Source organism: Mucilaginibacter celer (genome assembly GCF_003576455.2).
GTDB classification, from domain to species: Bacteria; Bacteroidota; Bacteroidia; order Sphingobacteriales; family Sphingobacteriaceae; genus Mucilaginibacter; species Mucilaginibacter celer.
Genome location: NZ_CP032869.1, coordinates 6880598 through 6896092, shown reverse-complemented (window position 1 = coordinate 6896092; position 15495 = coordinate 6880598). Strand labels below are relative to the sequence as shown.

Sequence of the window (15495 nt, the reverse complement as noted above, 5' to 3'; positions counted from 1 at the left end):
AGGGATTAATTAAAAGGTTAAATTAACACCGAAGTTAAGCACCTTACTTTGCGGAAACTGAAGCCCGTTATCGTCGGTGGTTTCCGGATCAACACCATACTGTTTCAGGTTATCCCACGAAAACATGTTGTACGCGTTAACATAAAACCTTGCTCTTTTTATCTTCACCCTCTTTAACAAATCGGTTGGGATTGTATAGCCCAGCTCAAGCGTTCTGGCGCGCAGGTATTTTACGTTGTGTAACCAGTAAGTTGAGTTACGCTGGCCGTTCAACTCATAATCTGAGTGGCTGAACTGAGGGTTATACCTGTTTGCAGGATATTTACCCGGAATCCATGGACTGTTAATGTCAAACGGATCAGCACGGTGGTACCTATCTGTAAAAATGGTATTTAAGTTACCGTTGTTTTGGAATGCCCAGCGTGTTTCATAGTTCTGGAACCAGGTATAACCTGCACCACCTGAGAAATCAGCATGGAAGTCAAAACCATTGTAAGCCAAACCTAACTGGAAACCGAAGTTGATATTAGGCTGTGTACCATAACCAAAACCTATCGGGCGCTCATCGTACTGGTCAATCCTGCCATCACCGTTTTGATCCTTGTACATTAAATCGCCCGGTAATAAGCTGGTGTTACCTTTGCCATCGTTATTGATCTTATAGTTATTAATCTGCTCCTGCGAGGTAAACTGGCCGATAACCTGGTAACCCCAATCAATATGTGAGTACCTGTTGGCAGCCGAGTTACGGTATTTATCAAGCGAGTTATTAAAGATCGGTTTGTATTGCGACAGATCTTTTGAACGTGAGTACGAAAAGTTACCACCTACGGTATAATTAACTTTACCTATGCGGTTATTATAGTTAAGCGAGATCTCTTCACCAAACTGCGCATCGCTGTTCAGGTTTTCCTGCGGAAGATCGAAACCTACCTCAGCCGGCAATATTACGTCGTACTTACGGGCCAGTAAACCGGTACGTTTGCGGTAGAAGTAATCTACCGTACCATTCAGATGGCTGTTAAGCAAGCTGAAATCGGCACCTACGTCAAATATTTTACTTTTTAGCCATGATACGTTGGTAGTTACGATACCTTTATCCCTTGATGTAACCAGCGGATTACCACCAATAATTGCGGTACCTGCATTGTAGTTGTAACCAGGAACATAAGAGTAAGGACTGATCAGGTTCCTGTCGTCACCCAATAAACCGTACGATGCACGTAATTTCAAGTCGTTAAGCAGGCTGTTGTCGCCCAATAACTTTTTCATAAAGCCTTCCTGGGTAATTCTCCAGCCAACAGAGCCGCCCGGGAAATAACCTACACGTTTATCAGGTGCAAACAAATACGATGCATCGCGCCTTGCCGAAGCTTCTAAATAGTATTTGTTATCGTAGTTGTAGTTGATACGACCGATATAACCGGTACGTGCTTCCTTATCATCACTATCCTGATACTGATCGGCAGTTGGGAAGTAGATAAGCGGCAGGTTGTTTGATACCGGCGAAGCATGAATCCAGTTACGTAAGTGCTGCAACTCAATACGTTCAGATACAAAAGTAGCACCTACAGTGTGTTTACCGAAAGTATTGTTATAGTTGATTTGCCATTGGTAAGTTTTGGCAAACTCTTTACGTTGCTCACGCTCGCGCCATGGGTTGGTACTGCCACCTGTTACTTCGTAAGTATCATTTTCGGGATGGTAAGTGTACGCCTTGTACGTATACTCTTGGTTGTTCAGCAAATAATCGGCAATATAGTATGAGTATAAGCCTTTAACTACCAAACCCTTAACACCTGGCACCTGGTATTCGGCACCAAAGTTGGTTTGTAATACCCTCCAGTCGCTATGGTATAAACCCGATAGCTTTGAGTTAAGGAAAGCGTAGTTTGATTCGGTATTGTTGATCTTGTTGAGGTAGTTAGGGTTATCGTTGGCATAAGGGCGCTCGAGCGGGGTATTCCTTAAAACAGCAAAACGGGCCAGGAAGTAATCGTCACCACCCGGTACACCAGGGTTTTCGCGGGTTTCGATACGGCCGTTAATGTCCAGGCTCACTTTAAGGCCGTTGGCCACTTTTAACGATACGTTCGATTGGATATTTGAACGGTTAAATTTATACTCCTTACCTAACTGCGAGTTTTGGAACAGGTTGGTAGCAGATACATAATAGTTTAATTTATCGGTACCTCCTGTAAAGTTTACGTTGGCCGAGTTTTGCGAAGCGTTGTTATTGCTTTTCAAAACATAATCGCGCCAGTTAAAGCTTTGGTAACCTTTTTCGGTACCTGCTTTGTATTTATCAAGCTCGGCCTGGGTAATGCTTGTTGACCCATTGCTATTCACTTGTGCATCGGCAAGATAACGCATATAATCATACGAGTTGGTTAACACGTTAGGGAAACGGTACCAGTTTTGGAAGCCCACATAAGCATCAACGTTAACGCGCGAATCGCCGTTACCTTTTTTGGTGGTTACCACCACCACACCGTTGGCCGCACGTACACCGTAAATAGCCGCCGAAGCGTCTTTCAGTACCGCGATACTTTCCACATCGTTAGGGGCAAGGTTGTTAAACTGGCCTTCATCCTGCTGAATCCCGTCAATTACGTACAGCGGCGAACCCATGTTACGGATCTGGATGCTGGCGCTGGCGCCCGGACGGCCTTCTGATTGCCTGAAGGTTACGCCAGGAATTTTACCGGCCAACGTTGTACTTACCGTCGAACCGGCGTGTACGCGGTCTATATCCTTACTGGTTACACTTGAGATTGCACCCGTGATAGAGGCTTTTTTCTGCGAGCCGTAACCTGTAACCACAACTTCCTGCAGGGATGAATTTGTTTCGCGCAGGCGAACCCTAACGCTTGTTTTGCCGTTAAGCGGCACTTCCTGCGCAATGTAACCGATGTAAGTAAACACCAGCGTGGCATTGGCATCAGCTACGTTAATTGAAAAGTTACCCGATGCATCGGTTGTTGTACCGCCTTGCGTGCCCTGCACCCTCACGGCCACACCGGTAAGCGCGGCTCCTGTGGTGTCGGTCACGGTACCTGTTACCTTGAGTTTATTTTGTGCCGATGCACTAAATGAAAACAGGAAACCGGTCATGATGAAGAAAGCGATTAACATTACTTTTGGGCCCCACTTACTGGGCGGCCACTGTACATGCGGGTGCCCCCCATGCCTGAGTAGTAAAAATTTTCTCATAAATGATCTATTAATTGGTTAAGCATTGATTTTAAAAATGTAGAATTGACATATCTAAAATCAATGCATCAAAGAAAAAGGATTTTAGGCCCGGCGATTAACCAAATAATATCAATACTTAGTCGAAAAGTATCAATTTTTGAGAGGCTGAAAACCCTGCTGCAGATTGGTTATATTTGCTTTAAGCTGATTATTTTGAAACCGTTATACACCCTACTCTTACTATTTATGGCATCCTGCGGCATTTGCAATGCCCAGCCCTACTATTTCAGGCACTACCAGGTTGAGCAGGGCCTGTCGCACAATACCGTTTACTGCGTACTGCAGGATAAACGCGGTTTTTTATGGCTTGGCACCAAGGATGGGCTTAACTGCTTTGATGGTTACAGCTTTAAAATTTTCAGGCATAATGCCAGGGATACCAGCAGTATTGCCAATAACATGGTACATACTTTAAACATTGATAAACAGGGCACGCTTTGGGTTGGTACAGATGAAGGCCTGGACAGGTACAACGAGTTAACCGAAACTTTTACACATATTAATAAGGCCAATATTAACGGCGTAAGGAGCATTGCCAACGATGAGCAAAACAACTGCTGGTTTGTTGCCGGTCCGGCGCTGATAAAACTCGACCCCAAAACCGGTAAAAAAACCGACTATGGCCCGTACCAGCATTTTGATGCCACATCAATAGCCATTGTTAATAACCGGGTGTGGGTATCAACAACACAAGGCACCATGGCCTGTTTAAACCAGTCCACACGCAATTTTGACAGTTATAACATTTTTCAGAATACGGAGCGGGTAACCACGCGCTTTATCGAAAAGGTATATACCGCCGGCGACGGTAAAATTTTTATCGGCACCAACTCGCAGGGGTTTAAACTGTTTGATGTTAATGACCATTCGTGTAAAGACCTGGTTTCGTATAATCCCGATGGTACAGCTATTTACGTGCGCGATTTTATAAAGTATAACGATAATGAATACTGGGTAGCCACAGAATCGGGCGTGTTTATTTACGATCTGGAGAAAGGAACGTTTACCAATCTTAAAAAACATTATAACGACCCTTATTCCATATCCGATAACGCGGTGTATTGTTTATGGAAGGATTCGGAGGGTGGTGTTTGGGCGGGCACTTATTTTGGGGGCGTTAACTACTACCCTAAACAATACTCAACCTTCAATAAATTTTATCCAACCCCCGAGCCAAACTCGTTAAAAGGAAACGTGGTGCGCGAAATTTGTAAGGATATGTATGGCAACCTTTGGCTGGGTACCGAAGATAACGGGCTGAGCAAACTATCGCCCGATAAGAAAACCTGGACACATTATTTCCCGGCCGGTAAAGGAACCATTTCCAATACCAACATTCACGGGATAATGGCGCTGGGCAATGAACTGTTTATCGGCACTTTTGAACGTGGGCTGGACGTAATGAATATTAAAACCGGCAAAGTTGAGCGCGTTTACCTGGCCGGCGAGGGCCCCAACGATTTAAAAAGTAACTTCATCATTAACTTTTGCCAAACCCGTAAAGGCCTTATTATCATAGGCACCACCCGCGGCGTTTACCGCTATAATTTAGCAAGCCGCGATTTTACGCTGATTGATAAGCTGCCTCCTTATGATTTTGTTTATTCCATCATCGAAGATCATAACGGCAAAGTATGGGTAGGTACCGTACGCGATGGCATTTACTGTTATGATCCGGTAACTAATACCAGTATTAAGCTAAACTATCGTTATCCCGTAAAAAATGCGCTGAATACCACCACCGTTAACGGCATATTTGAAGATAGCAACCACAAACTTTGGTTTGCCACCGAGGGCCTGGGTTTGTGGCGATATGATCCGGATAAGGATACCTATAAATTTTACGATCTGAATACCGGTTTTCCGAGCAATTACATTTTCAGGGTGATGGAAGATAATACCAAAACCCTGTGGATCAGCACTACCCGTGGCCTGGTGAGTTTAAACCTGGCAACCGAACAAATAAAAACCTATACCAAGGCAAACGGCCTGCTTAGCGATCAGTTTAATTACAACTCATCCTTTAAGGATGATGATGGCACCATGTACTTTGGTTGCGTAAAAGGGATGATCAGCTTTAACCCGGCCAATTTTAAACAAAACCGTTTTGTGGCACCGGTTTATATTACGGGATTCCAGGTGCATAACAAGGAGATTTTGGTTAAAGGGGCCGATTCATTGCTGAGCCAATCCATCATCAGCACAAAAAAAATTAACCTCGATTATTTTCAATCCTCATTCAGTATCGATTTTGCGGCCCTTAGCTTTCCATCGCCCGAAATGACCCGGTATAAATACACCATGAAAGGGCTTGATAAAGGCTGGACAGATCTTAACCGCAACCGCAAGGTTTATTTTACCCAATTGCAGCCGGGCCATTACACCTTTATTGTAAAAGCCGCCGACAACAGCGGCAACTGGACACCACACGAAACCACCCTCGAAATAAATATAGCACCACCTTTTTGGCAAAGCGTTTGGGCCTATATTGCCTACTGCCTGCTATTTCTGTACACCGGCTATTACCTGTTGAGGAGCTACCACCGCCGCACGCGCGAAAAAAACAGGCGCATTATCGAAATGCTTGAAAACGACAAGGAAAAGCAGATATACAATGCCAAAATTGAGTTTTTCACCAATGTAGCCCACGAAATCCGTACGCCCTTAACCCTGATAAAAGGGCCGATGGAAAAGGTGATTAAAAAGGCCGAGAACGTTCCGGAGATTCAGAACAATTTGAAGATCATGGAGAAGAATACCAATCGCCTGCTCGATTTAACCAACCAGCTGCTTGATTTTCGTAAAACCGAAACCAACGGCTTCAGTCTCAGCTTTGTTAAAACCGATATTACCGATTTGGTAGCCGATACCTTTGTAAGGTTTAAACCCATGGCCGAGCAGAAGAATCTGCATTATACTTTTATCCATCCGGCAAAAAGTGTTTGCGCTTATGTAGACATTGAAGCGTTCACTAAAATTTTGAGCAACCTGATTAATAACGCCATTAAGTACGGCAACTCGGAGGTGGAAGTTGAATTGGAAGATCAAAAGGATAGCGACGTAACTTTTACCATCGAAATACGGAACAACGGCCACCTCATCCCTTATGAAATGCGGGAGAAGATATTCGAGCCGTTTTTCAGGATGAAGGAATCGGAGAAGCAAATTGGCACGGGGATCGGGCTTTCGCTGTCCCGCTCGCTGGCCGAATTGCATAAAGGTTTATTGGTGTTGAATAAATCTATCAACGATTTTAATATATTTAACCTTACTTTGCCTGTTCACCAGGAAAAAGAGTTCGACCTTCAAACCACACCCGATGAGTACGAACAACCAGACCTAATTAATAAAGAGGAGAATATTGACTTTATGAAACCAGTTATACTTTTGGTGGATGACAACCCCGAAATATTGGATTTTATTTCGGACGATTTGAGCGATAAATACTCGGTACTTAAAGCCCATAATGGCCAGGAAGCATTGGATATGATCGATATCGAAAATATTCAGCTGATTATTAGTGATGTGATGATGCCCGGTATCGACGGCTTTGAACTGTGTAAGATCATCAAAACCAATTTTGATCACAGCCACGTGCCTATCATCCTCCTTACTGCCAAAAATACCCTGCAAAGTAAAATTGAAGGCCTTGAAGTTGGTGCCGATGCTTATATCGAGAAACCGTTCTCGCCCGAGCATTTGCAGGTGCAGATAGCCAACCTGCTCATCAATCGTAATAAAATAAAAGACCATTTTGCAAGTTCGCCGCTGGCGCATATCAAATCGATGGCGTATTCAAAGCCTGATGAAAGCTTTTTGGATAAGCTGAACGGCGTGATCTACAAAAACATCCAAAACGCCGAGCTGGATGTGGAGCAGATAGCTAACCTCATGAATATGAGTAAGCCTACGCTTTACCGTAAAGTAAAAGCTATCTCCAACTTAACTATTAATGAGCTGATCAATATCACCCGTTTAAAAGCTGCCGCGCAGTTGCTGGAAGAAGGCGATTATAAAATATATGAGGTAGCTAACATGGTGGGTTACAGCTCACAATCGCATTTAGGGCGTAACTTTTTGAAGCAGTTTGGCACCACGCCAACTGAGTATCAGCAGGCTAAACGAAGTAAGTTGAAGCAGGTTTGATATTGTTAAATTACCGGTTTGACCTTCAGTGTAAAGCTGTTCAAAATCTTTGACTTCGAACAGCTTTACTTACAATATCCCCCAGGGACGTGTCTTAACGCCCGATTGCATACCTTGCAGCAAGAATAACAAGACGGGAAAACTCGCTGTCGTGGAGACATGACAGCAGGGTTAAAAGAATTATTCCTTTGTAGAGACGCAGGTTCAAGCGTCCACGCTTAATTTAAAAACTGGAGCGTGGACGCTCAAGGCTCATAAAGTTCAAGCGTAGACGCTTAAACTTACGAATTGAATTTATTTCCTGGTATGCAGTTTAGTCAACGCGAACTGCCCTATTCTCTCCCCTTCATCCACCCCATTGGTAATGGACGGCATATAATGAATCCCACCGTAAAACCGGCTGATGGCAGCTTCCTTAGCAGCAGCTTCAAACGAATCAAACTTGCGCACCGGGATAGAAAACTCCAGCTCCGTCGAATCGGCAAACGCAAACTCCTCGCCAAACAATTTACTCAACACCACGGCCGAAGCTGTCGATACCACGCTATGCCCGCTGGTATATTCCGGAAAAGGCGGCGTTTGCAACAGGGGCGTCCAGCTTTGTTCAATATATTGGTTAATGTAAGTTTCGGGGCGGATCACTTTGCTGCGGTATTTTTCGTCCCAGCAATTGATAAAACTATCGGCAATAACCACCGCTAAACTGGCGTAAGCCTCGGCGCTACGGATGTAGTCGGCTTTGGCTTTACGGCAGGCCAGTGCGGTGATATTGATCCAGTGTCCTCCCGGTGAGATCTTTTTAGTGGCAAACATGGTGTGCCCGTTAATATTTACTTTAAATGGGTTATCATCCCAAAAAGTGGCTATGGTAGTTTGATCATCAGTAAGGTTTTTACCCGCGTCTCTCACCTCCATAGCCAGCTTATAAAAATTACTGCCGGGGATGTTGGAGAAGGTGAAAGGGTGTAAAGGTTTAAACTGTTGTGCAGAATCGAGCAGGAACGGGCGAATTTCGTTCCAGTGCGGTTCAACACCTTTCATGTAGGCCGGTGGGGTTGGTTTCCAGCTGGCATCATCAGTTTGTACATCGTATTTGGATAGCGAGCGCGTGTGTTTATAGTTATCCTTGCCTGCCCATTTAATGATCCTGTCGGCTATGAGTTTTCCGTAATCTATCGAGTTTTGGTAAATACTGTCCGGCATACCGGTATTCTTAAACTCCTGCATCAGTTTATCGTGAAAACCTTCTATCCGGCCTTCACTCATAATCAGGATTTTGCCAACAGTCAATACCGCGTGCGATGCAGCTAAAGTGTAGCAGTATTGCTTACCGGCCATTGGTTTAGGTACCGAATCCAATCCCTTCAATTGCCCTTCAAGCGATAGGTATTTTGAATCGCCATTTCGCGCGGCTTCGTACGCGGCAACGCTGATGTAAGCATAAATACGGCTGGCTACCGGCGGCGAGTAAATATCATGCCTTACCACATCGGTAACATCTTTTATGGAGCGATGAATAAAATCGGGGTTTTCGGCGGCCTTTTTCCAGGTTTTATTGCCGCATGATGAACAGGCTATAAGGAGCGCAACCATAGTTGCAAAGTAAAAACGCTTCATGTTGATGAGCAGAACGGTTTAATCGGGTCAAATCGGGTGCCTTAACTGGCTCTGCTTCAAAGCTAACAGTTAATGCCGATGTACGTATAAGCCGATACAATTTAACCAACTTTTGATACAATTTGCAGAAGCCAAAATGGCAAAATCCATTTTCTTTACAGTAGCTTATTGCGTTGTAACCAGTAAGTTAAAGCTTAACCAAAGCATAAACCATCAACTAATTAATAACCATTGCTGCATGATTAAAAGTTTACCCCTAAAGTTTAAACTACCTACCTTTTTATTAATAATTTTTTGCCTCGGCTGTTCAAAAAAACAATCGGGACCAACACTTTTTAAATTGCTCGACGCCTCGCAAACCGGCATCGATTTTAAAAATACCATTACCGAGAGCGATAGCATCAACATCCTCAACCACCCCTACCTGTACAATGGCGCGGGCGTTGGCATTGGCGATTTTAACCACGACGGCCTGCCCGATGTTTACTTTGCCGGTAACATGGTGGCCAATAAACTGTACCTTAACAAAGGCTCATTAACCTTTAAGGATATTACCGGTACCGCAGGTGTAGCCGGTAACGGCGATTGGTATGCAGGTGTATCGGTTGTGGATATTAACAATGATGGCTGGCAGGATATTTATGTTTGCTCATCCTTTAAAAGCAGCCCAGAGCATCGCAAAAACCTGCTTTATATTAACCAGGGCACTAACAAAGATGGTGTACCTACTTTCAAAGAATCGGCGGCGGCCTATGGCCTTCAGGATACCGGTTACAGCACCCAGGCTGTATTTTTTGATTACGATCACGATGGCGATCTGGATATGTACCTGCTCACCAACTTTTTGGGCAAGGAAACCCCGGTAGCTTATCGCCCTAAATTAATGGATGGCAGCGCCACCAATAACGACCGACTGTACCGCAATAATGGCAACAACACATTTACCAATGTAACCAAAGAAGCGGGTATTTTGATAGAAGGTTTCGGCAACTCGGTGTCTATCTGCGATGTAAATAATGATGGCTGGCCGGATGTGTATGTGGGTAACGATTTTATATCTAACGATGTACTTTGGGTAAACAACAAAAACGGCACGTTTACCAATCGTGCGGGCGAGTATTTTAAGCACACGGGCTGGTCGGTTATGGGATCGGATATGGTGGATATTAATAACGATGGCAAGGCCGACCTTGTATCCTTAGAAATGCTTCCCGAAGAGAACGTGCGCAAAAAAACCATGCTGGTAGGCGATAACTATATCACCTATATCAACAATAAAAAATTCAATTACGAGCATCAGTATATCCGCAATGTATTGCAGTTAAACCAGGGTCAAACGCCTGCAGGTCACCCGCAATATAGTGAAATAGCTTACCAGGCCGGCGTTTACCAAACCGACTGGAGCTGGACACCTTTAGTTGCCGATTTTGACAACGATGGCTATCGCGATATGATGATCACCAACGGCTACCCGCGCGATGTAACGGATTTAGATCATGCACTTTACAGTAACGATCAGGGTCGCACGGTTAAAGAAAATACAACATTAGCCGCCGCCGATTCATTCCCGGTAGTAAAAACATCAAGCTACGCGTTTAAAAACGCAGGCGGTTATATGTTCAAAGATCAATCGAAAGATTGGGGCATTGTAAAGCCAACATTCTCTACAGGTGGCGTTTATGCCGATTTGGATAACGACGGGGACCTTGACCTGGTGATCAACAATATTGATGATGATGCTTTTGTTTATGAAAACACTGCCAACACCAAAACACAGGTAGCCAAAGATCATAATTACCTGGATGTTGCCCTGCAAGGCGATGTCAAAAATTTGGGTGGCATTGGTGCTACAATCCGCATTTATTACAAAGGCAACCAACAGTTTTATGATCAGCAGCCCTGCCGTGGCTATATGAGCACGGATGATGCCCGTGGGCATTTCGGCATAGGTTCATCTTCAATTGTCGATTCATTAAGGGTGAGATGGCCCGATGGCAAAACGCAGTTGCTTACCAATGTAAAAGCAAACCAAACGCTTAACTTGCAATACAAAAACGCCGCGGGATATTATCCGACCGATGCGCCGGGCAAAATTACGCCGGCATTTCAGCCTGCCAATAATGCAACGGGCATTAAATACGTGCAGCAGGAAAAAGATGCCATCGATTATAATATTCAGCCTACCCTCCCTCATAAGCTAAGCCAATACGGCCCATGTATTGCCGTTGGCGACGTGGATGGCAATGGTTACGATGACCTTTTTGTTGGAGGATCGGCAGGCAACAAAGGCGTATTCTTTATGCAGGATGCCGGCGGCCATTTCACTATGGATAATAACCGTTTTATTCACGAAGAGTTTAAGGAAGAGGAAGATATGGGCGCGTTGTTGTTTGATGCAAACGGCGATGGCTTCCCCGATCTGTATATAGCCAGCGGTAGCTACGAATTTCCGAAAGGGCATACTACCGCGCAGGACAGGCTTTACATCAACGATAAAAAAGGCCATTTTACCCGTGATCTTTCTGCAGTACCGGTTGAGTACGATAACGGCTCATGCGTTCGCGCCGCAGATTTTGATGGCGATGGCGACCTTGATTTGTTTGTGGGTTCGCGGTCTGTTTCCGGCTCATATCCATCATCGCCGGTTAGCCACCTGCTGCGTAATGATGGCGGCAAGTTTATTGATGTAACCGCCCAGCTTTGCCCTGATCTGGAGCATGGCGGCATGATCACCGATGCGCTATGGTCTGATTTTGACAAGGATGGCAAAGCCGATTTGGTGGTGGTTGGCGAATGGATGCCGATAACTTTCTACAAAAACAACGGGCATGGCTTCAGCAAGATCAAATCGGGCATTGACGATCATGTGGGCTGGTGGAACAGCATCGTATCCGGCGATTTTAATAACGATGGCAATATCGATTATGTGGCAGGTAACCTCGGCCAAAACTCCAACTACAAAGCCTCTTTCGAGCAACCAATGACCATTATGGGTAAAGATCTCGACGGAAACGGATCATTCGACGCCATGATTTTTTGTTTTATGAAGGATGAGGATGGCTCACAAAAGCCCTTCCCAATGCATACCCGCGATGATCTGATCAGCCAGTTGATCTCCATCCGTAAAAAATACCCAAGCTACCGCGGTTTCGGCCACGCTACCATGAACGATCTGTGGGCCGAAAAAGATAGAGAAGGCGCCGTGGTATTGAAAGCCACCGATATGAACACCAGCTTAATTACCGGCAAAGGCAACGGAACCTTCAGCATCAGCGCGCTGCCGCAGGATGCCCAAATGGCCCCGGTTTACGGCATGGTAGCCAAAGATGTTGACCATGACGGCAACCTCGATTTGGTAATGGTTGGTAATGATTTTGGCATGGAGCCTTTTACCGGCCGTCATGATGCTTTTATGGGATTATACATGAAAGGCAATGGCAAAGGCGGTTTTGCCGGGTTAACCGTAGCCAATAGTGGTATTTATGTAACTGGTGATGGCAAAGGTTTGGCAAGCATACAATCCGCCAAAGGCGATTTACTGGTCGCAACACAAAACCAGGATAGTTTGAAGGTGTTCCGCAGTACCGGTACCCCTTCCGGCAAGCGGTATATCAAGCTGAAGCCCGATGACTTTTATGCTGATATCAACCTTAAAAATGGCGGTAAAAAGCGTGTTGAATTTTATTACGGTTCTACTTATTTGTCCCAATCATCGAGGGTATTGGAATTGGATGGGAACGAGTTGGATGTGACTATTACGAGCTATAATGGGAGAAAACGGAAAGGGAATTAAACATCAATCAGGTCGTGCTGAACTTGTTTCAGCATCCCACATGCTAAGCGGCTATGCAAATCCGCCTGTCCCGTGGGATCCCGAAACAAGTTCGGGATGACGAAATACTAAACAAAAACGGCTCAGGCAGAATGCCTGAGCCGTTTTTGTTTACCCCATACAGCTACCGCGGGTTTAGCGATAGCGTAACCCGTGGGAATAACTGGTTAAGTCTCTGACTTAACCCCCAATAATCCGACATACCATCTGCCGCCGACTTAGTGATAGCCCGCACTATGGCAAATAGCTCTTCCAATCTGGTGTTACTTTTTTGTGACTTAAGTCAGAGACTTAAGTGATTTTACACCACGGGTTACGCTATCGCTAAACCCGCGGCAGATTACCAGTATTCGATAAAAATGGAAACGCCAGGCATGCTGCCCGGCGTTTCCATCAAATATCAAAACTTATATTACTGCTTATTCTTACTCAATACCGAAATCCCGGCATCAACATATTGCCCGCCTACTGTTTGGTTACAATGAATAGCAATTACATTTTTGCCATTCAATCGCAACGCGGCTTTACTTTCGGGGGTCATTTGCACAATGGCATAGCCTGATGTGTAGCCCTCTTTTATAGCAGCTTTAACGCCGTTAATGTAAACCTCGCAGGCATCATCATGATGCAACGACAGCACCAGTTCATCTTTATTTACGTTGGATGCATTCAGCGTAAACTCCTGCCTGATCCAGATATCTTTACCATCCCAAACGGTTTTAACAACCGCGCCTGGTGTTTCTTTAGTGCCGAAACCAGCCTCACCCTGTTTCCAGGCGGCATCGTTGAATTGCTCGCCAAACCAACTGTCGGCAGGTTTATCGAAAGTATATTTCCAGGTGCGTGGAGTATTTTTTGATGACGGTAATACCTCGCGGATATAGGCTTCGCCGTGGATGATCTTATCGTTCGAGGCTTTGATGGTTTCAACCGGGGCTTTTACAATTTCCCTATCATAGGTCATTAAGCCATTCAGTTCCACTTCCACATCGGTTGTTTCGGTATAAACCGCTGCGCTCAGGCCTTCGTTGGTTTTGTAGATCACCAGGTCGTTGGCAAACTCATCGTACAGGTTGGTGTACGCTTTTTGGTTATCCATCATAATATAAGTAGGACCGGTTTTCCAGGTATGATCCGGAATGATATAACCGATACCACCATATTCGCCACAAGCCAAAATCTGCGTTTTGCTCGAAGGCGCTGCAGGTGGCGGATAGCTATGGATATCCAGGAAATCGCCCACACCAAAATGGCTGCCGCCACTGGCCTGGTTAATTAAACGCGATTTATCCAGGCTACGCACCAGGTTAACCAAACCCGGCGTGTTATGTTGCCCCTGCGATTCGTTGAACACTACCCAGGTTACAATAGAAGGCGAATTCCAATGCGTTTTAATCATGCGGGCAAGCTCCGAAGCGTAAGCAGCGGTATCAACCGGAGGCGTATGCTCGGTGTATGAATTGGCCGACGGCATATCCTGCCAAATCAATAAACCCAATTTATCTGCCCAATAATACCAGCGATAAGGCTCAACCTTAATGTGTTTACGCACCATGTTGTAGCCAAAATTCTTGATCATTTGCAGATCGTTTTTAATGGCCGCATCAGTTGGCGCGGTATAAATACCATCCGGCCAGAAACCCTGATCTAACGGACCGATCTGGAACAAAAACTTATTATTCAACAAAAGTTTTTTGTAGCCATCCTGATCACCCATCGAGATCTTACGCATCCCCGCGTAGCTGCTCACAGCATCAACCTTTTTACCATCTTTTTCTAAAGTGATATCCAAATCATACAAAAACGGCGAATCCGGCGACCATAATTTGGCATTAGGTACAGCCACTTCAAAATCAGAATTAACCTGGTTTGAAGCCATACTCACCACCTTATTACCATCTTTAACTGTCACTTTAACCGTATAACCCGAAGTAGCTGCCGTGCTAACATTCAGCTTCAACACCGATTTATCAATATCCGGCGTAATACGAATATCACTAATGTTCGCCGCAGGCACAGGCTCCAGCCAAACAGTTTGCCAGATCCCGGTAGTTGAGGTATACATAATGCCCTGCGGATGCAAAGTTTGTTTACCACGCGGCAAACCGGCATCATCTGTAGGGTCATAAACCCTCACTGTAATATCCTGTTCACCCGCACCTTTTATAGCCGAAGTAATATCATAGCTGAACGGGTCGTAACCGCCTTTATGCACACCAAGGCTTTTACCATTTACAAAAACTTCGGCCTCATAATCAACTGCGCCGAAATGCAACAGGATATGCTCGCCTTTCCATGATGCAGGTACAGTGAATTTGCGGCGATACCAGATTCGGTCATGTTGCTCCATTACTCCCGATAGCGCCGACTCCACCGGAAATGGAACCAGGATAGTTTGCGATAACTTTCCTTGCGGAACAGCTTCGCCGACTTTACCCGGCTGATATTGCCACAGACCGTTCAGGTTCATCCATTTTTCACGCGCCAGTTGCGGGCGCGGATATTCGGGCAAAACATTTTTAGGATCAACGTCTTTGGCAAAACGCGTCATCAAAACGGCTTTTTTTGGATGCCATTCCTGCGCCTGCACAAAATATGGCAACGCGGCAGCAGCAAGTACAATAAACTTTTTAATGTTCATAATT

Annotated in this window: 5 protein-coding genes; 2 read left to right on the top strand and 3 right to left on the bottom strand. The window is 45.1% G+C overall.

Annotated features, from left to right (window positions below):
* Positions 1–9: 9 nt before the first annotated feature.
* Positions 10–3213 carry a SusC/RagA family TonB-linked outer membrane protein gene (locus tag HYN43_RS28930; RefSeq protein WP_245447067.1) on the bottom strand — a complete coding sequence of 1068 codons (3204 nt, stop codon included), beginning with the start codon at positions 3211–3213 and terminating at the stop codon, positions 10–12.
* A 195-nt stretch (positions 3214–3408) separates the two neighbouring features.
* Here HYN43_RS28930 and HYN43_RS28925 point away from each other — a divergent pair, with 195 nt between their 5' ends.
* Entirely contained in the window at positions 3409–7401 is a 3993-nt protein-coding gene (locus HYN43_RS28925) for a hybrid sensor histidine kinase/response regulator transcription factor (RefSeq protein ID WP_205589843.1), read from the top strand.
* A 294-nt stretch (positions 7402–7695) separates the two neighbouring features.
* Here the strand turns inward: HYN43_RS28925 and HYN43_RS28920 are convergent, their stop codons facing one another.
* A complete protein-coding gene (locus tag HYN43_RS28920; RefSeq protein ID WP_119407293.1) occupies positions 7696–9018 on the bottom strand; it encodes a vanadium-dependent haloperoxidase in 1323 nt (440 codons plus the stop codon).
* 238 nt (positions 9019–9256) lie between these two features.
* Between HYN43_RS28920 and HYN43_RS28915 the strand changes: the two genes are divergently transcribed.
* Positions 9257–12811, top strand: coding sequence for a VCBS repeat-containing protein (locus HYN43_RS28915; RefSeq protein ID WP_162996672.1), 3555 nt, complete (start codon positions 9257–9259; stop codon positions 12809–12811).
* Positions 12812–13262: 451 nt separating this feature from the next.
* Here the strand turns inward: HYN43_RS28915 and HYN43_RS28910 are convergent, their stop codons facing one another.
* Positions 13263–15491 carry a glycoside hydrolase family 2 protein gene (locus HYN43_RS28910; RefSeq protein ID WP_119407291.1) on the bottom strand — a complete coding sequence of 743 codons (2229 nt, stop codon included), beginning with the start codon at positions 15489–15491 and terminating at the stop codon, positions 13263–13265.
* Positions 15492–15495 lie beyond the last annotated feature (4 nt).